General features: G+C 52.9%; 20 protein-coding genes. 18 read left to right on the top strand and 2 right to left on the bottom strand.

The window, feature by feature from the left end:
* Positions 1-58: 58 nt before the first annotated feature.
* Positions 59-862 (top strand): DeoR/GlpR family DNA-binding transcription regulator, encoded by an 804-nt coding sequence (locus ACO0K8_RS08475; protein ID WP_422946220.1) that lies wholly within the window; start codon positions 59-61, stop codon positions 860-862.
* Here the strand turns inward: ACO0K8_RS08475 and ACO0K8_RS08470 are convergent.
* On the bottom strand, positions 843-1,223 hold the full coding sequence (locus tag ACO0K8_RS08470; RefSeq protein ID WP_422946219.1) for a VOC family protein: 381 nt from the start codon (positions 1,221-1,223) through the stop codon (positions 843-845). The genes ACO0K8_RS08475 and ACO0K8_RS08470 overlap by 20 nt on opposite strands.
* A gap of 272 nt (positions 1,224-1,495) precedes the next feature.
* Here ACO0K8_RS08470 and ACO0K8_RS08465 point away from each other — a divergent pair, with 272 nt between their 5' ends.
* The 15 genes from ACO0K8_RS08465 to ACO0K8_RS08395 all read left to right on the top strand — a co-directional run bounded on the left by ACO0K8_RS08465 (position 1,496) and on the right by ACO0K8_RS08395 (position 17,189).
* The gene (locus ACO0K8_RS08465) at positions 1,496-2,545 is read left to right on the top strand and encodes a sulfate ABC transporter substrate-binding protein (protein WP_422946218.1); all 1,050 of its coding nucleotides are present in this window, start codon (positions 1,496-1,498) and stop codon (positions 2,543-2,545) included.
* Between the two features lie 337 nt (positions 2,546-2,882).
* Positions 2,883-3,764, top strand: a complete 882-nt coding sequence (locus ACO0K8_RS08460) for an EAL domain-containing protein (RefSeq protein WP_422946217.1) — start codon at positions 2,883-2,885, stop codon at positions 3,762-3,764.
* 155 nt (positions 3,765-3,919) lie between these two features.
* Positions 3,920-4,786, top strand: a complete 867-nt coding sequence (gene cysT, locus ACO0K8_RS08455) for a sulfate ABC transporter permease subunit CysT (protein WP_422946216.1) — start codon at positions 3,920-3,922, stop codon at positions 4,784-4,786.
* Entirely contained in the window at positions 4,786-5,709 is a 924-nt protein-coding gene (cysW, locus tag ACO0K8_RS08450) for a sulfate ABC transporter permease subunit CysW (protein ID WP_422946215.1), read from the top strand. Before cysT ends, cysW begins: the two co-directional genes overlap by 1 nt.
* Positions 5,706-6,770, top strand: coding sequence for a sulfate/molybdate ABC transporter ATP-binding protein (locus tag ACO0K8_RS08445; RefSeq protein WP_422946214.1), 1,065 nt, complete (start codon positions 5,706-5,708; stop codon positions 6,768-6,770). Before cysW ends, ACO0K8_RS08445 begins: the two co-directional genes overlap by 4 nt.
* 31 nt (positions 6,771-6,801) lie before the next feature.
* Complete coding sequence (locus ACO0K8_RS08440; RefSeq protein ID WP_422946213.1) at positions 6,802-7,764, top strand: CysB family HTH-type transcriptional regulator; 963 nt, start codon at positions 6,802-6,804, stop codon at positions 7,762-7,764.
* 284 nt (positions 7,765-8,048) lie between these two features.
* Positions 8,049-8,450, top strand: coding sequence for a DUF2946 domain-containing protein (locus ACO0K8_RS08435; RefSeq protein ID WP_422946212.1), 402 nt, complete (start codon positions 8,049-8,051; stop codon positions 8,448-8,450).
* A 157-nt stretch (positions 8,451-8,607) separates the two neighbouring features.
* Positions 8,608-9,288, top strand: coding sequence for an energy transducer TonB (locus tag ACO0K8_RS08430; RefSeq protein ID WP_422946211.1), 681 nt, complete (start codon positions 8,608-8,610; stop codon positions 9,286-9,288).
* 39 nt (positions 9,289-9,327) lie between these two features.
* Positions 9,328-11,448: a TonB-dependent receptor family protein gene (locus ACO0K8_RS08425; RefSeq protein ID WP_422946210.1), complete on the top strand. Its 2,121-nt coding sequence runs from the start codon at positions 9,328-9,330 to the stop codon at positions 11,446-11,448.
* 35 nt (positions 11,449-11,483) lie between these two features.
* Positions 11,484-12,722 carry a hypothetical protein gene (locus ACO0K8_RS08420; protein ID WP_422946209.1) on the top strand — a complete coding sequence of 413 codons (1,239 nt, stop codon included), beginning with the start codon at positions 11,484-11,486 and terminating at the stop codon, positions 12,720-12,722.
* Positions 12,706-13,194 (top strand): hypothetical protein, encoded by a 489-nt coding sequence (locus ACO0K8_RS08415; RefSeq protein ID WP_422946208.1) that lies wholly within the window; start codon positions 12,706-12,708, stop codon positions 13,192-13,194. The genes ACO0K8_RS08420 and ACO0K8_RS08415 overlap by 17 nt, the downstream gene beginning before the upstream one ends.
* A 200-nt stretch (positions 13,195-13,394) precedes the next feature.
* Positions 13,395-13,853, top strand: a complete 459-nt coding sequence (locus ACO0K8_RS08410) for a copper chaperone PCu(A)C (protein ID WP_422946207.1) — start codon at positions 13,395-13,397, stop codon at positions 13,851-13,853.
* A gap of 13 nt (positions 13,854-13,866) precedes the next feature.
* On the top strand, positions 13,867-14,076 hold the full coding sequence (locus ACO0K8_RS08405) for a hypothetical protein (protein ID WP_422946206.1): 210 nt from the start codon (positions 13,867-13,869) through the stop codon (positions 14,074-14,076).
* Positions 14,077-14,337: 261 nt separating this feature from the next.
* Entirely contained in the window at positions 14,338-14,829 is a 492-nt protein-coding gene (locus tag ACO0K8_RS08400) for a cache domain-containing protein (protein ID WP_422946205.1), read from the top strand.
* 92 nt (positions 14,830-14,921) lie between these two features.
* Complete coding sequence (locus ACO0K8_RS08395; RefSeq protein WP_422946204.1) at positions 14,922-17,189, top strand: ATP-binding protein; 2,268 nt, start codon at positions 14,922-14,924, stop codon at positions 17,187-17,189.
* A 176-nt stretch (positions 17,190-17,365) separates the two neighbouring features.
* Here the strand turns inward: ACO0K8_RS08395 and ACO0K8_RS08390 are convergent, their stop codons facing one another.
* Positions 17,366-18,079, bottom strand: coding sequence for a YceH family protein (locus ACO0K8_RS08390; RefSeq protein ID WP_422946203.1), 714 nt, complete (start codon positions 18,077-18,079; stop codon positions 17,366-17,368).
* Positions 18,080-18,621: 542 nt separating this feature from the next.
* Between ACO0K8_RS08390 and ACO0K8_RS08385 the strand changes: the two genes are divergently transcribed.
* Together ACO0K8_RS08385 and ACO0K8_RS08380 are read left to right on the top strand one after the other, a co-directional pair.
* Positions 18,622-19,587: an ABC transporter ATP-binding protein gene (locus tag ACO0K8_RS08385; RefSeq protein ID WP_422946202.1), complete on the top strand. Its 966-nt coding sequence runs from the start codon at positions 18,622-18,624 to the stop codon at positions 19,585-19,587.
* A 10-nt stretch (positions 19,588-19,597) separates the two neighbouring features.
* Entirely contained in the window at positions 19,598-23,179 is a 3,582-nt protein-coding gene (locus ACO0K8_RS08380; protein WP_422946201.1) for a M1 family aminopeptidase, read from the top strand.
* Positions 23,180-23,216 lie beyond the last annotated feature (37 nt).

Below are 23,216 nucleotides of genomic sequence, written 5' to 3'. Positions count from 1 at the left end.
TTCAAAACAATTCGAATTACTAACAATTTCTGTGCAATTTCTTCATTTTTGAACATTTATGATACTCAATCCCCGTCAACGACAACTGCTTGATGCAATCCGCGTATCCGTCACCATTTCGGTAGAAGATTTGGCGCAACAACTCGCCGTCACGCCGCAAACGGTACGTCGTGATGTCAAGCAAATGGAAGAAGCCAAGCTGCTGACCCGCTATCACGGCGGGGTAGCGCTAGCGTCCTCAGTTGAAAATATCGATTACGGCCAGCGCCAGCTATTACACAATGAGGCCAAGCGTGGCATCGCTGCGACTGTGGCACAGCAGGTTCCGGCGGGTTGTTCCTTAATGATTAATATCGGCACCACCACCGAAGAAGTAGCACGCGCCTTATTGCACCATCAGGGTCTGCACGTGGTGACGAATAATCTGAATGTGGCAGCGATACTGGCCGACAATCCCCAGTGTGAGGTGATCGTGGCCGGTGGCGTGGTGCGCGGACGTGATCGCGGCATCGTCGGTGAAGCCACCATAGACTTCATCCGTCAGTTCAAGGTCGATATCGGCATCATCGGTATTTCCAGCATCGATGAAGATGGCAGCCTGCGCGACTTTGATATCCGCGAAGTAAAAGTGGCGCAGACTATCATAGAACAATCGCGCGAGGTCTGGCTGGTGGCAGATCAGGGAAAATTTGGTCGCAAGGCGCTGGTGCGCATGGCGCATTTATCGCAAATCGACCGCTTGTTTACCGATGCGCCCCCGTCTCCGCTATTCGCCCAGGTACTTGAAGAGGCGCAGGTAAAATTGATCGTGACTTCAGAAGGCGCTGAAAGCGCTCAGCACATTAAGCACACGGCTGATTGATAACCGCTTCCACATGGTAGCCATCCGGATCGATCAGAAACGCGGCGTAGTAATGCTGTCCGTAATCAGGACGTAAACCCGGCGCGCCGTTGTCGCTACCGGCAACCAGTAAAGCGGCGGCATGAAAGGCATCTACCGCCGCCCTTGAACTGGCGGTAAACGCCAGATGAAAGCCCTCACCAGCGGGCTGCGCATCAGGGCGTAATTTCAGGCACAGTAAATCTTTGCCTTCAGTGACGCCGTAGCCTATCGCATCATCATCTTCAAACACGCGCTGATAGCCGAGCGCACCGAGCGCCGCATCATAGAAAGCCGCGGACAAACCCAGATCGCGCACCCCGAAAGAAATATGGTGAAGCATAGTCAATTCTCTTAAAAAAAATGCATTATACCTTTGGCTAGAACAAATAAAAAAAACGCCTGGCCCAACGCGCATAGCCCATGCGGCTTGCAGGCCAGGCAGGCTGGAAACCCGCATGGGATATGCGCGCTGAGCCTATCAGTTAGCGAGATCTGCTTATCGGCAAAACCACGCTACATGCGATTTACTTCTAAACAAAGAAGAAAATGATCCTTTCCTTTGCCGCTGTTCCTCTTCAAGATGACGCACTTATCCCTTTTCGGAAGAATTCCATGTCTGATCATCCAGCACCGCAATCCCACTTCAGTAAGACGCCAGCGCCAGCGCGTCGTCGTATCTTGTTGGCTATGCTCGTTGCGACTAGCTTAAGCGTGTGCATGCCAGCGCATGCGGCCGCAGACATCCTCAACGCCTCCTACGACGTGACGCGGGAATTGTTCAAAGAAATCAATCCGGCGTTCGTGGCCGACTGGAAAAAGAAAACCGGCGAAAGCATCAGCATCAACCAGTCGCATGGCGGCTCCAGCAAGCAAGCGCGCTCGGTCATCGACGGTATGGAAGCCTCGGTGGTGACCATGAACCAAGCCAATGACATCGATATTCTGGCCGAAAAAGGCCTGGTGCCGGCAGACTGGAGCAAAGCGTTTCCGAATGGCTCGGCACCGTTTTATTCGACCATGGTGTTTTTGACGCGCAAGGGCAATCCCAAACAGCTCACTAGCTGGGAAGATCTGGGCAAGCCAGGCTTAAAAGTGATCGTACCGAATCCTAAAACCTCAGGCAACGGGCGCTATACCTATCTGGCCGCCTGGGGATCGGTGATCAAAAGCGGCGGCACCGAAGCGCAGGCGCGTCTGTTGGTTGATCGCTTGTTTAAAAACGTGCCGGTACTCGATGGCGGCGGACGCGGTGCCACCACCACCTTTACCCAACGCGAAATCGGCGACGTTCTGGTAACCTTTGAAAATGAAGTGCAACTGGTGCGCCAGGAATTCGGTGACAACTTTGAAGTGGTGTATCCAAAAATCTCGATACTGGCCGAGTCGCCGGTGGCCGTGGTGGACCGCGTGGTGAATAAGCTGGGCAACCGCAAACAGGCTACTGCCTATCTGCAATTTTTGTATTCGGAAGCAGGTCAAGAGATCGTCTCCAAACATTTTTTCCGGCCACGCTCTGAACTGGCGGCCAAAAAATATGCGGCTAACTTTAAACCGATTAACCTGTTCACAGTAGAAGATGTATTTGGCGGCTGGAAGCAAGCGCAGAAAAAACATTTTGATGATGGCGGCGAGTTCGACAAGATTTATCAAAATAAAAAATAGACGATAAGTATAAATAGCACTCAAAGCTCCATTTTGGCTGTACATGAAAAAGCCCCCGAATTTTTTCGGGGGCTTTTTGCATCTGGCTCAAAAAGTTCTAACGTATTGCGCGCCATGTCAGGCTATCCACACATAGAAGAAAATCATCTATCAAACCCTGAAATGATTCGTTCTGATTTATTGGCCTGCAACGTATTCTGTAGCCCTGATCAATGACTAATAGACGCTTTTATCGCGACCGGAGATTGCTATGAACCTGAGTATATTTTCCCCCTCGATTCTCCGCAACGCCGCCAGGCTAGCGTCCATAGTTCAAACCGACAACAGGTAAAACATCATGCACCATCAAGCTCTACAAACTTATTTAAGCCGGCTGCAACATCATCTGCCGTCTGAAAGTGCCAGCAATCTTTGGCTCGATGAACAAGGGCGGGCTCGCGGCCGCTATGTGAACGCCTCGCTGACCAGCGCATTTCAAGCGATACGCAGTGGCGAAGATAACCAGATCATTGCCTACGAAGCCTATGCCCGCAGCTACTCTGCCGACGAGCTTGGCCTGAATGTCTGGAAGCTGCTGGACTACGCTGCCAGTGACGATGAGTCGGTAGCACTTGATAGGCTGTGCCGCCTGCTGCATGCGATCAATTTTTTCCGCCAGCCAGAGTCGCAACAACTAAATCTGTATCTAAGCGTGCATAGCCGTTTGCTGGCTGCCGTCGCAGGTAACCATGGGATGGCGTTCCGGCGCGTGCTCGATGTGCTGGAACTGCCGCATCAGTGCGTCGTGCTGCAATTACCCTTAATTACGCCAAGCCAGCGCTGGGTGCTAACGCACGTGGCAGAAAACTACAAACGCAACGGTTTTCGGGTCGGTGCCAATGCTGGCAATCTGGCGCAGGCGCTCGATGTGCTGGCGCGAATACGGCCCGCCTCCATCAAGCTCGATATAGAGCAAGTCGGCACTGATCATCAGCTATTATCGCAATTGTTAGAGCAAGCCGAAGCGCAGGACTGCCGCATCATCTTTAAACGCATCGAGACTGAGAGGCAGTTTGCACAACTGCAAAATAAGCTGGCGGGCAGCGCCAAACCGTATCAGGTACAGGGATTTCTGTTTGATCGCCCCAAAGCCAGCTTAGGGCCGCAGCGCTACGCACGGGCCTATGCGTTTGCCCATGAACAACGGATAGCAACTGGCGATGCACAGCTAGGCGGATAAAATTTATGCAGCGTTCTGGAAATTAGAGCAAAAATGCGCGAATTCAAAGCTATAGACGAAATTCATCTATCACTATGCTAAAAAATTCGTTTTCCATATAACCAAACCCTGCGATGATCAGCCATTCATAGTTACATACGTAATAAAGGCTGAGCATGGCATTTTCTATTGGTAGGCAAGCGCGCGGCAGTTCGCCAGTGCGGCGCGTGATCCCCGGCTTTCATCTGTCGCTGGGCTTCACTCTGTTTTATCTGGGGCTAATCGTCTTAATTCCCTTGTCGGCGGTGTTTTTGAAAACCTTCAGCATGAGCTGGGAGGCGTTTTGGGCTACCGTCACCTCGGAGCGGGTGATGGCATCGTACCGGCTGACCTTTGGCGCCTCGCTGTTAGCTGCGCTGATCAATGTGGTGTTTGGCGGCATCGTCGCCTGGGTACTGGTGCGCTATAAATTCCCCGGCAAGCGCGTGATTGATGCGCTGGTCGATTTGCCGTTTGCCCTGCCCACTGCAGTGGCCGGTATCACGCTGGCAACGCTATATGCACCTAACGGCTGGCTCGGACAGTTGCTGGCACCGCTGGGTATCAAGGTAGCCTACACCCCGCTAGGTATTTTGGTGGCGCTGATTTTTATCGGCTTGCCGTTTGTGGTACGTACCGTGCAACCAGTGCTGGAAGAAGCCGAAAAAGAATTAGAAGAAGCGGCCGTCAGCTTAGGTGCCAGCCACTGGCAGACTTTTCGACGAGTCACCCTGCCGACGATACTGCCAGCCCTGATGACCGGTTTTGCACTAGCCTTTGCGCGCGCCACAGGTGAATATGGCTCGGTGATTTTTATCGCTGGCAATATGCCTATGGTGTCTGAGATCACTCCGCTGTTCATGATTACCAAACTAGAACAATACGATTACGCCGGAGCGACCGCGATTGCAGTCGTCATGCTGCTGCTGTCGTTTTGCCTGCTGCTGAGCATCAACGCTCTGCAAGCCTGGACCCGTAGCAAGCAAAATGCAGGGAGAGAATAATGACGACGCAAAATTTACCCGCCAAGCAGCGCCGTATAGAGCCACCCATCACGCCGGCGGCCACGCTAGAACCGCTATGGATCAGAGTAATTCTAGTGACGGCGGCACTGGCATTTTTGACGCTGTTTTTGTTTGTGCCGCTGGTGGCAGTATTTGCCGAGGCCTTCAAGAAAGGCTGGCAGCTGTATCTGCAAGCCATCATCGAGCCCGACGCCTTGTCGGCGATACGCCTGACCCTGATTACCGCTGCCATTGCGGTACCGCTGAATCTGGTGTTTGGAGTAGCGGCGGCCTGGACCATTGCCAAGTTTGAGTTCCGTGGCAAGAGCATCTTGCTGACCCTGATCGATTTACCGTTTTCGGTTTCGCCAGTGATTTCAGGTCTGATCTATGTGCTGCTGTTTGGTGCGCAGGGCTGGTTTGGCGAATGGCTGCGTGATCACGATATCAAGATCCTGTTCGCGGTACCCGGCATCGTTCTTGCCACGGTATTCGTCACCTTTCCGTTTGTCGCCAGAGAACTGATACCGCTGATGCAGGCGCAGGGCAGCGAAGAGGAAGAAGCCGCGCTGGTGCTCGGTGCCAACGGCTGGCAAACCTTCTGGCACGTGACCTTACCGAATATTAAATGGGGTCTGTTGTATGGCGTGATCTTGTGTAATGCGCGCGCCATGGGTGAGTTTGGCGCGGTCTCGGTGGTGTCCGGACATATCCGTGGCGAGACCAATACCATGCCTTTGCAGGTAGAAATTTTATATAACGAGTACAACTTCACTGCCGCCTTTGCGGTGGCCTCGCTGCTAACGCTACTGGCCTTATTGACCCTGGTACTGAAATCCATCGTCGAATGGAAAACCAATGAATCACGTCATGAAGCTTCGTCTCACCAGCTTTCCCACGACATCGCAGGAGAAAAATTATGAGCATCGCAGTCCATCAATTACACAAAAAATTCGGCAACTTTACTGCGCTTGATCGTGTCTCGCTCGATTTTGCCGATGGCGAACTGACCGCCTTACTGGGGCCATCCGGCTGCGGCAAAACCACGCTATTACGCATCATCGCAGGTCTTGAATTTGCCGACAGCGGCCAGGTCTTGCTCGATGGCGAAGACGCTTCAGCCACCCACGTGCGCGAACGTCAGGTCGGTTTTGTGTTTCAGCACTACGCCTTATTCAAGCACATGACGATTTTTGAAAACATCGCCTTTGGCTTGCGCGTCAAACCGCGCCATTTGCGCCCGTCCGAAGCACAGATCAAAGAGAAGGTCACACAATTACTCGAACTGGTACAGCTCGATTGGTTGGCTGACCGCTATCCTCCACAATTATCCGGCGGCCAGCGCCAGCGCATCGCACTGGCGCGCGCACTAGCGGTAGAGCCGCGCGTCTTGTTGCTGGACGAACCCTTCGGCGCGCTCGATGCCAAGGTGCGCAAAGAGTTGCGCCGCTGGTTACGCCGCTTGCATGACGAATTGCACGTGACCAGTATTTTTGTCACGCACGATCAGGAAGAAGCGCTGGAAGTGGCGGACAAGATCGTGGTCATGAATCACGGCAAGGTCGAACAGATCGGTGCGCCTTCCGAGGTGTACCAGCATCCGGCCACACCTTTCGTGTACGGCTTTCTGGGCAACGTTAACCTGTTCCACGGCCGCGTGCATGAAGGCGTGCTCGATGCCGGTGGCGTGGCGTTCGACGCGCCCGGCCATCAGGACACCCGCGACGCCACCGGCACCGGCTATGTCAGGCCGCATGAGCTGGACGTGGCACGCTACACGCCCGGTGCCGAAGGTTTGCTGGTACGACTGGGACGGGTCCACAGCATAGGTCCGCTGGCGCAACTGGAACTGGTACGCGATGACAACGGTGCCTTGGTCGAAGCGCTGATCTCTAGCGAGCGTTTTGCCCAGCTACAGCTAAAAGTAGGTGAGAACTTATTAGTGACGCCGAAACGCCTGCACGTGTTTGTCGATCAACTTTAAATTCGTCCATCAGAAAACGATACGGAATGCTATGAACTTTCAACAATTACGCTCGATACGTGAAGCCACGCGCCGCCACTTCAATCTGACCGAAGTGGCCAATGTACTGTTCACCTCACAACCAGGAGTCAGCCGCCAGATCCGCGAAGTCGAGGAAGAATTGGGCGTCGATATCTTCGAGCGCAATGGCAAGCGTCTGACCGGTCTGACCGAACCGGGCAAGGACATCATGCACATCATAGAAAGACTGCTGCTGGAAGCAGAAAATCTGAAACAGGCCGGTGATGAGTACTCCGACCAGAACCGGGGCACACTGACCATCGCCACCACCCATACTCAGGCACGCTATGTGCTGCCTAAGGTGGTGCAACAGTTTCGCTTGGCGTTTCCCAATGTGCGTATCGCTTTGCAACAAAGTGCGCCTGAACACATCGCCGAGTGGGTCTTGTCCGGCAAGGCCGATATCGGCATCGCGACCGAAGGTTTGTCGCAATTTAAGGATCTGGTGTCCTTTCCCTGCTATGAATGGCATCACGTACTGGTGGTCCCGGACGGCCATCCGCTGCTGCAAAAAGCGAACGCGCTGAGCCTGCAGGATTTATCTGCCTATCCTTTGATTACCTATGATGTCGGGTTTACCGGTCGCGGCCATATCGATGACGCCTTTCGCCAAGCCGGGCTGACCACCGACATCGTCCTGACCGCCATGGATTCTGACGTGATACAACAATATGTCGCGCTCGGTCTAGGCGTAGGTATCGTGGCGGCGATGGCGATAGAAAGCCAGCGCATGCAGGGTCTGCAAACGATACAGGTCAGCCATTTATTTTCCGTCAATGTGACCAGACTGGCAGTCAGACGCGGCAGCTACTTACGCACGTATAGCTACGACTTTATCCAAAAATTTGCCCCGACCCTAAGCACCGAGCAAATCCGCAAGGCGCTGTCAGAACTGGAAAGCTCCGGTGACAGCGCAGCTAAAGCCGCAAGTTGAGATTGCGGCTCAGGATGAAACGGTGTGTGCGATAAGCAAGCCTTATGGGCGTTATCAGAGAAATTTAAGGCATGCCGCCAGCGCGCATATTCTATGCGGCTTGCAGGCCAGGCAGGCTGGAAACCCGCATAGAATATGCGCGACAGGCCTATGCTATGTTGAGATTTTGCGAGATGTATGCAGGTGCTAAAAATTGCCATCAGCTTGATAATTCTTGACCACGCGCAAATCACAAGCGCAATGCTGCTGGGCTTTCGCGGCTGGCTCGCGCTATAATTCGCCTTATGAAACGTTTTTGGAAAAATAAGCTCATCACGATCTGGATCGCCTGTCTGGCAATCTTGGCGAATGCGCTTGTGCCTTCCATTGCGAGTGCCTTGGCAGCGCGGGATGGTAATGCGCCGTCCTGGGCAGAGATTTGCAGCACACCAATTGCCGGGCTTGCTGCTAAAAAAGTCAGCACTAACATCGCGCTCAAGCTGCCTGGCAAGATCGATACCCATACTGCCAAACACTGTCCGTTTTGTCTGCCGCACGCCGGCAACTTTGCCTTAGCGCCAGCGGCCTTGCCTTGCTGCGCCGTGGCTGCCGGGCATGACGCCTTTCCTCCTCTGTATTATCAAGCGCCGTCCCTGCTGTATTCCTGGGTTACGGCCAATCCGCGTGGCCCGCCACAATTTTCCTAAGACTCCCTGCAATACTGCCCTCCGTTAAGGGCAGAGTGCTCTGCGTGCGATCAGTTCTAGCCTTTTGCTGAGCTGATCTGCCAGGGGCTGTCGTCACAGGAAAAGTCTTGGCTCACGGCTCTGATGCCGCTGCGCTAAGGCGACAAGGCACAATAATATGGATAAGCTTTATCTCAGCATGCCCGAGCGGGACGATCTGTCCCTGCCTAAGTCCATGCTCAAATCTTCACTGGTAGCCGGTGCTCATCTGGCTTTCTTGCTGTGCTCCTTGCAGGCTAGCGGCGTGATCAGCCACAAGGCTATGCCGCTACCCATGAATGTTATGACTGTGCTGATAGCAGCACCTAGTCAGCCAGCCGCGCCGGAAAATCTGACTAAACCTAGCGCGCCGGCCTTGCATCAAGCTGCCATCGCCCCGCCTTTGCAGCATGCCAGCGAGCAGCAAGCAACGCCGGAAGCGCCAGCCATGATCGCAGCGAGCGCTCCTACAACTACAGCCGCCAGCTCGACGCCAACAGCCGCTGCGGCAGTCTCGACAGCGGCAGCAGAGCAACGTACTGAAGCCAGCTTTGATGCCGCTTACCTGAATAATCCAGCCCCCGCCTATCCGCTGATCTCACGCCGTCAGGGTGAATTTGGCAAGGTCTTGTTGCTGGTACAGGTGACGCCGCACGGCACCGCAGCGCAGGTAGAGATCAAGCAGAGTTGCGGTTTTCCGCGACTCGATGAGGCGGCATTGGAAGCGGTACGCAAATGGCATTTTGTGCCGGCGCGGCATGGCGACGTCGCCGTCGCGGCCAGCGTGGTGGTGCCGCTGAGCTTCAAGCTAAATAGTTAAACCAAATAAAAATTACATCAATATAATCGGAATACAGAAATGAACTTCAAACACACTCCGCTAGCTTTCGCATTGCTTGCCGCTTTCACTCAAATGGCCTACGCCGCCGAGCCGCAAGTATTGGAAGAAATGGTGGTATCTGGCTCACGCAGCGCCACTAAACTATCGGAAACCCCGGTCGCGATTGGCGTCGTCAAGGAAGAAGTATTAAAGCGCGATAAGCCTAAGACCATGGGCGAGGTCATCAATCGGGTCGCCGGGGTGTACTGGAACGATCTCGGTAATGAGCAGCACAGCATGAGCATACGCCAGCCTATCAGCACCAACGCGGTGTATCAGTATCTGGAAGACGGCATTCCTATCCGTCCTTTGGGCGTGTTCAACCATAATTCACTCAACGAGATGAATCTGGCTGGCACTGAAAGCGTGGAAGTGGTCAAGGGTGCGGCCTCATCGCTGTACGGCAGCAATGCGGTCGGCGGCGCGGTCAATTTTATGACAGCACGGCCATCGGCTACACCTTACGCCAGCATCAGCGCACGCTATGAGGATGTTTCTGGCTACAAGCGCATAGACACCATCGCCAGCAATACCTGGGGCGATCTGGGCCTGCGTTTTTCCCAATACAGCTCACGCCGCACTGCTGACAACTGGCAGCAATACAGCAAGGGCGATAAAGACTCAGTCTCGCTGCGCGGCGATTATGCCTTGAGCGACTCGGCAATCTTACGCGCCACGCTGGTGCATACCGATCTGGATGTTGCCATGACCGGCGGCCTGAATGAAACCGACTACCAAAATACACCGGGCAAAAGCATCAATAGCTTCACCTATCGCAAGGACAAAACCACGCGCGCCAATCTGGCCTGGGAGGCGGAAACCGTCAAGAACGGTCTGACTACCGTCACCCTGTTTTCTCGCAAAAATGACCATGGCCAGATCCCTAGCTATACTCTGGTCGGTTGCAGCGCCAAGGCCAAACTTTGCCAGGGCACAGAAAATAATAGCCACGTCGATTCTCTCGGCCTGGACGCCAAGCATCAGCAAGAGTTTGATTGGCTGGCATCGCGCCTGATCGCCGGCGTGTATCTGGACAAGAGCGACAATCCTTACTACAGCAATAATCTGAGTGTGGTGCGTGACCCCGTCACCGGCATGAATCTGAGCTATAGCAACGCCAATGCCAGTAACCCAAAGGGCGTGCGCAACTATCAAGCCGACATCAACAACACCGCTTTTTTCACTCAATGGGAATTTAGCCCGCTGCCAAAAACCCGGGTCGTGGTCGGTGCCCGCGCCGACGCCATCAGTTACGACTACACGAATAATCTCTCACCGGCTGGCAGCGTTAATTATGGCGCGGCCAACGAGAGTCGTAGCTTTTCGCATGTCAGCCCTAAGCTCGGCGCTACCTATGCGCTGGGCAAAGACAGCAGCGTCTACAGCAATCTGAGTCAGGGTTTTACCCCGCCCGAAGTGAGCCAGCTCTACGGCAAGACCGGCATCCCAGATCTGAATCCGGCCACCTATAATAACTATGAGCTAGGCTTGCGCATGGCGTTTCTGGATGGTGCCTTAAAGCTCGATACAGCGGTATACCGACTGGACGGGCGCGATACCATCGTCAGCTACACCATCGCCCAGGGGAATAGCGAAAACCGTAATGCCGGCAGCACCCGCAGCCAGGGTTTAGAGCTGGGTCTCAACTATGATGCTGGCCTATTTGACGCCCGCCTTGCCACCACACTGGCTAGCCATAAATACGAAAAATATCAGGTCTCCGGCAGTATCGATTACAGTGGCAAACAAATGCCGCAAGCGCCTAGCGATATCACTAGTGCAGAGCTAGGCTATAAACCAGTCACTGGTGCGCGCATCGCGCTGGAACTGGTGCATCAAGGTGAATACTGGATGAACAATGCCAATACCGTGCGCTATGCCGGCCATACTTTACTGAACTTACGCGGCAGCTATCTGCTCGCCAAAGGCTGGGAGGTCTGGTTGCAAGCGCGCAATCTGGCAGATACGCGCTACGCCGACTCGGCATCAAGCTCTTACTCCGGCACAGGTGCCTATGTACCTGATACGCAAAACTCCTACACTCCGGGCGCACCGCGCAGCGTGATGCTAGGCGTGACGTATGCGTATGGCGGTAAATAATCTTGATGCATGATGACCACGAGAAAGATACTCTGATGAAAACCATCCTAGGACGATTAACAGGCTGCATGGCAATCGCCGGCTTGATGTTGACAACACTGCCGGCGCTGGCCCATCACAACGCGCCGGCAGTTTCCGACAAAGCAGCCGCCCCCTATTCCGGCAGCGCTTTTGCCCCCGACGGCGCACTGTGGAGTCTGCAACTGAACGCACAGGGTCATCTGGCCTTGCACATCAGCCGTGACGACGGCCGCAGCTGGCTGCCGGAGCGCGTACTCGACACCGGTGACGATCACATCAAAACCAGTGGCGAGAGCCCGCCGAAAATCGCCTTCGGACCAAATGGCATCGTCATCATTATCTACGCGCAACCGCTGGCGAAAAAATTCACAGGCGAAATCCGCATGCTACGCTCTACCGATGGCGGCGCCCACTTCGCCGCGCCGGTGACCTTGCATCAAGACCGTCAAGTAATCAGCCACAGTTATGCCGTGATCGCCTTCGATGCCAAAGGTGCTTTGCATACGGTCTGGATAGATTCGCGTGAAAAAGCTGCCGTCACAAGCGCCAATGAAGCGGCAGAAAAAACCGGACTAGCCAAGACTGATTACCGCGGTGTCTCGCTATATCGCAATGTCTCGCTCGATGGCGGTGCCAGCTTTGGTCCCGACAGCAAGTTATCCGACTATAGTTGCGAATGCTGTCGTATCGCCGTTACGCCGACTGCCAACGGCCAGATCGCGGCGCTGTGGCGGCATCTGACGCTACCGAATATCCGCGATCACGCCTTCACACTCTTGAGTGCAGAAACGCCAGTGGCTACTTCGGCACCCTTAGCCGAACCGGTGCGTGCCAGCTTCGACAACTGGGCGATAGACGGCTGTCCACACCATGGCCCGGCGCTGACCACATCCACAGCCGGTGGCTATCATGCAGTCTGGTTCGGCGACCGGGCTGGCGTGGCGCAGGTACGCTATGGCAAGCTTGATCAGGCCGGCAATCCCGTCGGCACTGCGCAAGTACTGCCCGATACCAAGGCCGAACACGCCGACATCCTTAGTAGCGGCAGCAAGCTGGCCATCGTCTGGCGCAGCTACGACGGCACAAAGATGAACCTGAAAGCCTGGATCTCGGACGACGATGGCCAGCATTTTAAGCTCAGAGAGATCGCCAGCAGCAAACTCGATAGCGATTATCCGCAACTACTCAGCAAGGGCGGAAAAATCTACGTGATCTGGAACACCACAGGGAAACGCCATGTTGAAATCCTTTAATTTCGGAGCGACTTTGTTGACTGCGCTCAGCCTGCTGAGCAGCGCTCAAGCTCTGGCTGCCGCCAAACAAATAGAAAATTTTGACGCGCACAGTTGGCAGCGTTTCCAGAAAGACTTACCACGCCCGGCGGCGGTGATTTTTTCGACCACCGATTGCAGCCACTGCCCGGCCATCATCGCCGCACTTGGCGAGCAACTAAAAAACCGCCTACCGCAGATACCTCTGGTGGTAGTGGTGATGGATGGCGAAGACCAGCCAGGCTTGCTGCAAGAAGCACACTACAAACCGGCCAGCCGCCTGTTCGTGTTCAAGGGCCAGAGCGCAGCGCTGCAATACTCGATCAACCCGAACTGGCGCGGCATCACGCCCTACGTCGCCCTGCTACCGAAAAACGGCGAGCCTAAATTAGTGATGGGCAAACCATCTGCGCAAGAACTGGAAAGCTGGCTAAGCAGCGGCCAAAAACACTAGACGTCTAGTTGACACCAGGCACAAGCCCAGCGCGCATATCCCATGCGGCCTGCAGGCCAGGCAGGCTGGAAACCCGCATGGAATATGCGCGCTGGGCTTGCCTGTTGTAGATTTTCACCTTGGATTAGCTCACAATTAAACTCACCACCGAGCTCAAAATTAGGCTCACCATCTGTATCAACAATGAAAACGGAAACATCATGAAAAAGATATTCATCACATCGCTACTAGCACTCTGTTTCGGCACTGCCGCACAGGCACAAGTGAGCGTCAAGGAAGCCTGGGTAAGAGCCACCGTGCCGCAACAAAAAGTCACGGGCGCTTTCTTGCAAATCACCTCAGGTCAAGAGGCGCGTCTGGTCGCTATCAGTTCGCCAGCCGCGGCCAGCGCCGAACTGCATAAGATGGAAATGGAGGGGGATATTATGAAAATGCGGGCCATCGATGCGCTTGCTTTACCCGCTGGAAAAATGCAAGAACTTAAACCGGGCAGCTATCACATCATGCTGATGAATCTGAAAGCACCTATCAAAGAAGGGGCCATCGTGCCACTGACGCTGACGATAGAAGGCAAGGACAAAAAACGCGAAGAGATACAGGTGCAAGCCGTCGCGAAATCCATGAATCAGGCCGCGGCGGCTGCGCCCATGCATCATTAAGCGGAGAGCCATCATGCACAGTTCTCCACGCGCGCTCATCGTCCCTATCATGCGCTGCTTTAATGTCGCGGCTATCTGCGCCCTTGCGGTGTGGCATGGCTATGCATTTCAAGTGAACCAGGCGATCGCACACGTACCACAATCACATGTTCTGGAATTGCAGCTAATCGAAAGCAATATGGCACACCTCACACAGACTCAAGCCAGCACCCTGAGCCATTGAAAGTATCAGCACACTTCGCGCTCAAATACATCCCACTAGCCTTAGGCGGAACACACTGACTAGACCAGTTTTTCCGCCTAAGCGCTCACCACCTTTCAGTCCCTAAGCCCGGCCAAAAGCGAAGGACGCAATTTGACTTTACAATTTCCTCCATTCTGGTACTGTAGTATTTGAAGTGCAATTTATTGCCTATTTGCAACGCAGCACAAGAATACATACTTGCACGCTAATTCTCTGACACCGCTAGTTCAGGAGAAACACATGAAGCCGAAAGCTCAGCATTTAGTATTGGCTCTAATCATCGCGAGCGCATCGCAATGGGCCTGTGCGCTGGAAAAAAGCACAGAAGCCGAAGCCATCGCGCTGATCCAAAAAGCCCAGGAATATCTGAAAAAAAACGGCATGGAAAAATCCATACTGGAATTTAATCGCCTAGACAGCCCGTTCAATAGCATCAGCGAGATGAATAAAAAAGGCGACCTGTATCTGTTTTCAGTGGACTCCAAGGGTTATCAGGCGATACATGGGAAAAACCCAAAAATCCCCGGTAAGGTGATGATAGACATGCGCGACAGCGACGGCGTCTACATCATCAAAGATTTGGTCAAGGCCTGCATGGAGAGCAAAGACGGCAAAGGCTGGACCCAGTATCGCTGGCCCAATCCTGTAAGCAAAGAGGTAGAAGTGAAACGCGGCTATATTGAGAAAGTGCCGGGCGTAGATATGTGCCTGGGTACCGGTATTTATAAATGAAGCGATAACTGGATAAATAAGCTTGTAATTAGCACCTCATTAGCTCCCAAATATAAAACTGCGTCTAAAAAGCAAAATCGAAAGTACCCGGCATGCAGCCAGTGGCCTTACCTACCCGACCTCGAATAGTCGGCCAGACTTTCTTGCTACTGGCCACCATCACCATCGCCGCTATCATCGGTCAAGCATGGTGGGCGATACAGCAAGACCGCCGCATCACACTAGAATCCGAACACGAAAACGGTTTAATCGCGGTACGTTTATTAGAAGAACACGCCACCCTGACACTGCATGAAGCGGAACGTAATCTGGATATGCTGCGCAATGCCATCCATGCAGAAGGCCGGCAAAAACCCATAGACGACACAATGATACGCAGCTTGCTGACCAAGGCTCAGCCCTTTAATCAGGTGATGAAGGCACTGCAATACGTCAACCCCCAAGGCGTCGCTTCGGTCAGCACTATCGATTACCCCGCCTACCAGACCGACGCCGACGACAGAACCTACATCCCCTATTTACTGGCGCATCAAGAACACAAAAAGATCATGCTAGGCCGACCGTTTCAGCGTTTTTATGACGCTGAGCTGGTGGTACCGATTGCGCGCAACATCTTTAGTGAGGACGGACGCTATCTGGGCATCATCAGCACAGACATCAGCGTTTCCTACTTTAGTACGGTGTATGCCAGAGTAGCGAAAGACAGTAAGGCGATGGTCGCCTTGTTTTCTGACGAAGGTACCGTGATCGTGCGCTTCCCTTTCGATCTCAAAGTGATAGGTAAAAATATCGCGAACTCTGGCGTCGTCAGTCAACTCAAGCAACAAGCCGTAGAAGGCCACTTTGAAGATAGCCATTTTTTGGACGCAGAAAAGAACGAGGCCCGACTTTACACGTATAGAAAAATCGGCGATTACGGCATCGTATCGATCTTCGCACGCGAACGCGACCTCACGCTGGCAGCATGGCGCCAGCGCAGTGCCGAACGTATGGCGTTTTCTGCGGTTGCGGTTCTGTTTCTCTGTCTCCTGATGTTTTTTCTGTGGAAGCATATACGCCAGCTCAATCGCACGGAAGAATCATTGCGCTTATCTGAGACTTCTTTACGCGCCAGCGAAAAAAAATTCGTCGATTTATTTGAGCAGTCTCCAGTTCCTTTGGCGCTGGTCAGATTAAGCGACGGTGTGATCATAGAAATGAACGATAGCCTATTAAGCCAATGGGGCTTTACCAGATCAGAAGTCATAGGGAAAACTGCTCTGCAATTAAAGGTATGGGAAACGCCGTCCGAACGTATCGGGTATGTCAATGCACTGCACGCGCAAGGTCACGTCCATGAATTGGAAGTACGGCTATGCAATAAACGCGGCGAAGTGGCGACCTGTCTACTGTCCTCGCGCGTGTTCAACTCAGATGGCGAACAGCTCATCATCTTTACGCCCATCGACATCTCGAGCATGCGCGCCATCGAAGACCAGATACGACATCTCAATACCGATCTGGAAGCCAGGGTTAGTGAAAGAACCGAGAGTCTGGAACACGCCAATCAGGATTTAGAAATCGCCTTAACATCCATGAAAAACATGCAGGCCGAGATGTTCCGCTCAGAAAAAATGGCGGCACTCGGTTATCTGGTAGCGGGAATCTCACACGAACTCAATACCCCTATCGGCAATAGCCTGATGGTAGCCAGTACCCTCAAAGAACATGCAGAAAATCTCGCCAGTGAATTAGGCAGCGGCAAACCGCGCCGCAGTATCCTGAACGAATTGATTGCGGAAACCAGAAAAGGCGCAGTTATTTTAGTGCGTAGTCTGGAACGTGCGGCACAACTGATCATCAGCTTTAAACAAGTCTCAGTCGACCAGGCCAGCAATCACAGACGTAGTTTTGACTTGCGCAAATCGCTAGAAGAAATATTGCTGACACTAGAACCCATGTATCGCCGCAGCGCCCACAAGCTCACACTCGATCTGCAAGCGGACATCAGCATGGAAAGCTACCCGGGTGCACTCGCGCAAATTTTAACCAATGCCATTAGCAATGCGATTAACCATGCTTTTGAGAACAAAGCGCAAGGTCTGATGCAGCTTAGCAGCCATCTCATCGAGGATGGCCAAGTCGAAATCATCTTCAGCGATAACGGTTGCGGGATTCCACCAGAAAACCTGAAACGCGTATTCGATCCCTTCTTCACCACCAAACTAGGACAAGGCGGATCGGGGCTGGGAATGAACATCGTCTACAACCTGGTCACCGAAGTCTTAGGCGGAAAAGTCGAATTAAAAAGCGAACTGGGTAGCGGCACCAGCCTAATCATCCGCCTGCCTTTGATTGCACCGGAAAACAAGGATGAGTAAGTGTCTATGACTTTGCTGAAACGCCACAAACATTTTCACAAAAGAGCCTGCAGAATAAACCAGGCCCAAGGCGCATATCCCGTGCGCCTTTCCGGGCAGGCAGGCTGCAAACCCGCATAGGATATGCGCGCCGGGCTAGGTGTTTTTAAAAACCAGGTCCCTTGTCATCCCGAGATTTACTCAAACTGTTTTTGAAATTGCTCGAATTGCAGTGTCAGACTGTCTAACTGGTTGCGCAGGCTTTGCACTTCCTGCTCTAAAGCACCGATCCTATCGCGCTGCGGCGTTGTGCCTGCACTGGCGGCAATCTCGGCTTGCTCTAACGCTTCTGCCCCGGACAACAGATGGGCGTAACGTGCTTCTTTATTGCCAGGCGCGCGCGCCAGACGGGCAACGAAGGGAGGATATTTGTCCATCAAAAAATCCAGGCTCGCTTCCAGTGCTTGCACTGTCGCAAACTCGTGCAGGCGACCGGCACGGCTGCGGATCTCGCCGGCCGTTTGTGGCCCGCGCAGCATCAGTACGGTGAGAGCGGCCAAACGGTCTTGCTCTAGCATCCATTTGATACGCATGCGATGCTCGTACTTGACCACACGCGCACCGGCCTGGTTGATCACACCGACTAGCTTTTTTTGCGCCAAATGGTCGAGCACTTCCAGCACTTTGCTTTCTGACAGCGACATCACAGGATCGCGGCTAGACAATTGATTACAGCCATTCACCAGGGCATTGAGCGACATCGGGTAATTATCGGGCGTGGTAGCCTCTTTCTCTGCCAGCACGGCCAGCACTCTGACCTCAAAGGCGTCGAGTAACTTGCTCTGATCGATGGCGTTAAGTTCAGGGCCGGTATTTTCTGCGGTGTTTTCTGCGATGTTTTCTGTGTTCATAGTGGTTCCATAGGAGGCGGATGCTGATGGTGGCGGCGAGCGCCGGTTTCAGCTTCGAGTGAACATTTTTGCATTCTACCAATTTTAGCCAGACTCCATGCTAATTCCTCCACCCAGCTATTTTGCGTAACTACCTGGGATTTAAATAAGCAACGCGCCAGCGCGCATATTCCATGCGCCTCACAGGCTAGGCAGGCTGGGGAAGCGCATGGAATATGCGTCTCAGGCTGGCCTTGGGCAAGAATAGAGGTGAAGCTTGATACTGATAAGAAAACGCCAGGCTAACTCGCGTTCATTCTAACTCGCGTTTTTTGAGCTTCATCCTGACTTATCGACATTTGGTCGCAGCAGCAACACCTTGTCAAAAGAATCTATTATATTAGGCTAGAGCTTGTCCCTGTTCATACCTAGGGCTTAGGCAAAATTTCCCAGCTAAGCGCATCGCCAAAAACAGAGATCAATAAGGCATGGCGGCTACAAGGACGCTGGGGCGTTTTTGCGTAAGTCCTGATAAATAAAATAAATCTTTTGGAGAATACCTAGTGCTGACCATCAAACACCTCAACAAGACTTACGCCAATGGCGTGCATGCCATCAACAATGTCAGTCTGGAGATCCCAAATGGTTTATTTGGTTTGTTAGGGCCGAATGGTGCCGGTAAATCTTCGTTAATGCGCACCATTGCCACCTTGCAGGAACCAGACAGCGGCAGTATCCATTTCCAGGGTATGGACGTCTTAAAAGAGAAAGAAGATTTACGTCGCCAGCTAGGCTATTTGCCACAGGATTTCGGGGTCTATCCCAAGGTCAGCGCAGAAGATCTGTTGACCCATTTTGCGATACTCAAAGGCCTGACTCAGAAAGCCCAGCGCAAGGAAATGGTCGAGAGCTTGCTACGCCAGACCAATCTGTGGGAGGCGCGCAAACGTGCGCTCGGCAGCTATTCTGGCGGCATGCGGCAACGCTTCGGCATCGCGCAAGCCTTACTGGGCGCGCCTAAACTGGTGATCGTCGATGAACCTACCGCCGGTCTGGATCCGGATGAGCGCAATCGCTTTCTGAATTTGCTGGCCGAGATCGGTGAGCAGGTGGTGGTTATCCTATCTACCCATATCGTGGAAGACGTGACCGACCTGTGCCCACGTATGGCGATGATCGCGCAGGGCAAGGTGCTGATCCAGGGTGAGCCGCAGGCGGCGATCGATGAACTCAAGAATAAGGTGTGGCGCAAAAGCGTCAGCAAGGCTGCTTTGCCTGAGTACCAAAGTAAATTTACGGTGCTGGCCAGCCGTCTGGTGGGCGGCAAACCGCAAATCAATGTCTATTCTGAGAGCCAGCCTGACGAGGGTTTTGTGCAAGTGGAGGCAGATCTGGAAGACGTCTACTTCTTGCAATTGCGCGCCTCCCAGGCAAGCGCAAATTTGACTGGTCAGGCAGCGGGCGCGGCAACTCGTGCCTCAGATTCCGCTGGCACCTCCGATGCAGCGACCGCCTCGCGTGCGGCTTAAGGAGCAGATCATGTGGTTAGAATTTTTTAAATTTGATTTGCGTTACCAATTACGTCAACCGCTGCTCTGGGTCAGCGCACTGATCCTGGCGGCCATGGCCTTTGGTGCTAGCAGCAGTGACTCTATACAAATGGGTGGCGCAATTGGTAATGTCAACCGTAACGCACCGGTCGTCATCGTCCAGTTTCTCGGGATCTTTTCTCTGATATCGATGTTTATCGTGACGATTTTTATCGCCGGTGCGGTGTTGCGCGATAGCGAGATCGGGATCTCCGACATGATTTTTGCCACCCCCATGCGCAAACATGATTATCTGATCGGGCGCTTCGCCGCCGGCATGCTGGCCTGCCTGATGATTTTTGTAGTAATTGCGATTGGTCTGATGCTGGGGCCGCTCATGCCTTGGGTAGATACAGCACGGGTCGGCGCATTTTCTTTGCATGCCTATCTGTGGGGTTTTGCGGTACTGGTCATCCCTAACCTCCTGTTTATCGGGGCTTTACTGATGTTACTAGCTGCCACCACACGTTCTATGATGCTGGTCTATGTCGGCGTGATCGCCTTCTTTGTGCTGTGGGGTGTAGCCGGAGCCTTTACCAGAGACATCAGCAATGAATGGATAGCCGTGTTGGTCGATCCGTTTGGCGTGCGCGCGTTTTCCCGACTAACGCGCTATTTTTCGGTGGCTGAATCGAATGCAGGTCTGCCAGCAGTGAGTGGATTTTTACTGGCGAACCGGGTCTTATGGTGCGCCGTCGCACTGGCTTGTTTTGCTGCCACTGTGGTGCTGTTTAAACCGCAGCGCGCTGGCACTAGCCGCGGTTTGTTCGGCAACACCAAGAGCGCAAAAAATGTTTTGGAACTGTCTTTGAAGACGCCATTAACACGCGTAGTACCGCAATTTTCTTCCGCCACGGCATGGCTGCAATGCTGGCAAATATTCTGCTTCGATACCAAGGCTGTGTTTAAAAGTGTGCCATTTTTGGTGATGCTGTTATTTGGTGTCATGAACTTCGTTGGCAGTGTCAGCCAATCAGGAAGCATGTTTGGCACCACCATCTATCCGGTCACATCAGAGATGCTGCAAACTTTGACCGGTAGTTTTAATTTTATGCTGATCATCATCTTGACTTTTTACGCTGGCGAACTGATCTTTAAAGAACGCCAAGTCAAAATTGCTGACGTGAGCGATGCCTTGCCAACTCCTAACTGGGCACCATTGCTCGCCAAAAGCCTGGCTTTATGTGGCGTGATTCTGGTTTTCATCGGCACCGGTGTGTTAGCCGCCATGTGTTTTCAACTGATTAAAGGCGATGTGCCTATCGAAGCTCTGCTGTATTTGAAGGGCAGCTTGTTGGGTTCACTGCCTTTTATCTTGATGGCGCTGTGCGCGATCTGTTTGCAGGTATTGACGAATAATAAGTTTATCGGCTATCTGCTGATGATCGTCCTACTGGTGTCGCAAATAGTCTTGGGCATCCTGCATTTCGATCACAATCTGTATAACTTTGCCGGTCTGCCTGCGATCGCGTATTCGGATATGAATGGCTACGGCCATTTCCTGTTGGGCTGGTCGTGGTATGCGGTGTACTGGAGTTTTTTCACTCTGGCCCTGCTGATCGTGGCGCAGGCGTTCTGGGTCCGTGGCCTGTCGCAAGAATGGCGGGTAAGGGTAGCTCTGGCGGCACAAAATCTAAAAGAAAAATCTGGATTGACACTGGCGATCAGTCTGAGCGGTTTTGCCTTGAGCGGTGGCTGGATTTTTTACAATACCAATATACTCAATCAGTATGAAGCCAGTAACGTCGCCATGGACAAGCAGGCTAATTATGAAAAACTATATCGCCAATATAAGGACTTGCCGCATCCTAAAGTGACCGATATCAGCGCCAATGTGGATATCTATCCGGCCGAAAGGCGAGTCGCAATACAGGGACACTATGTATTGCAGAACAAGACAGCGCAGCCTCTGGATACTTTGCGTTTGCAAGTGAATCCAGAAGTCGAAACCGTATGGCGCAATCTGCCGCCGCATCAGCTCACGCTCGAAGATAAAAAACTCGGATTCAGCATCATCAAGCTTACGCAAGCTTTGGCTCCGGACGAGAAACTTGATCTGACGTTTAGTGTGGATCTACGTCATCCCGGTTTCACCAATAGCGGTGCCGCCAACTCTATCAACCGCAACGGCAGTTTCTTCAACAACGCAGAGTTTTTTCCGCATTTCGGCTACAACGCCCGCGCCCAACTAATCGACCGCAACGAGCGGCGCAAGCGCGGTCTGGGTGAACCGGAGCGGATGGCTAAGCTGGAAAACGAGGCGGCACGTGTCAATAGCATTTTCGGTGCCGAGGCCGACTGGATCAATTTTGAGACCACGGTTTCAACCAGCGCCGATCAGACCGCGCTCGCACCGGGCTACCTGCAAAAAACCTGGGTAGAAAATGGACGCCGCTATTTCCACTACAAGATGGATAAACCGATGTTGCCGTTTTTTGCGTATTTATCAGCCAACTGGGAAATTAAGAAAGCCGACTGGAAGGGCTTGCCTATAGAAATTTATTATGACAAAAAACATGCCTACAACATAGACAAAATGATCAGCGGCACACAAAAGTCTCTGGACTATTTTAGTAACCAGTTCACGCCCTACCAACATCAGCAAGTGCGAATATTGGAGTTTCCTAAGTACCAGCGCTTCGCCCAATCTTTTGCCAACACTATCCCGTTCTCGGAAGGCATAGGCTTTGTCGCCGATCTGCGTGATAAAGATGATCTCGATTATGTGTTCTATGTGACGGCGCATGAGATGGCACATCAGTGGTGGGGTCATCAGGTGGTGGGAGCCGAGGTGCAAGGCTCGACCATGTTGATGGAATCGCTGGCTCAGTATTCGGCCATGATGGTGATGGAGAAAGAATACGGTCGTGAAAAAATGCGTAAATACCTGCGCTATGAACTGGATCGCTATCTCAGCGAACGCGGTGGAGAGATGGTCGAAGAGCAGCCTTTATTCCGGGTAGAAGATCAACAGTACATTCACTATCGCAAAGGCAGTCTGATTTTTTACCGGCTGCGCGATGAAATCGGCGAGCAACCCTTAAACCGTGCCTTGAAGCGTTTCTTGGAAGACAAAGCCTTTCAGCAAGCGCCGTTCACTACCACCCGGGAATTATTGAGCTACATCCGTGCCGAAGCAAAGCCAGAGCAACAGGCATTGATCACCGACATGTTTGAAAAAATTGTTTTCTACGACAACCGCGTCAACCAAGCGACTGCCAAAAAGAGAGCGGATGGCCAGTGGGATGTCACGATGAAAGTACATCTGGCAAAAATGGAGGCAGATGGTAAGGGCAAGGAAAGCAGCAGAGCCTATGACGAGCCTATAGAAATCGCCATTTTTGCACGCGCGGCAGGTGCCAAGGAGAAAGACGAGCGCATCTTGTACAGCGCAAAACGCGTACTCAAAGACGGTGATTCCACCCTGACGATCACCGTCAAAGAGCAACCCTACGAGGTCGGGGTTGATCCTTACAATAAGATGATAGACCGCGTCTCACGCGACAACCGCAAGGAAGTGAGTATCGAGTAAGTGCTTGACGAGTAAATCAACTACGAATGAGTGTGGT

It is taken from the genome of Undibacterium sp. Ren11W (assembly GCF_049340485.1).
Lineage (GTDB): Bacteria > Pseudomonadota > Gammaproteobacteria > Burkholderiales > Burkholderiaceae_D > Undibacterium.
The sequence above is the reverse complement of the archived record's forward strand: the minus strand, read 5'-3'. Positions and strand labels throughout refer to the sequence as shown.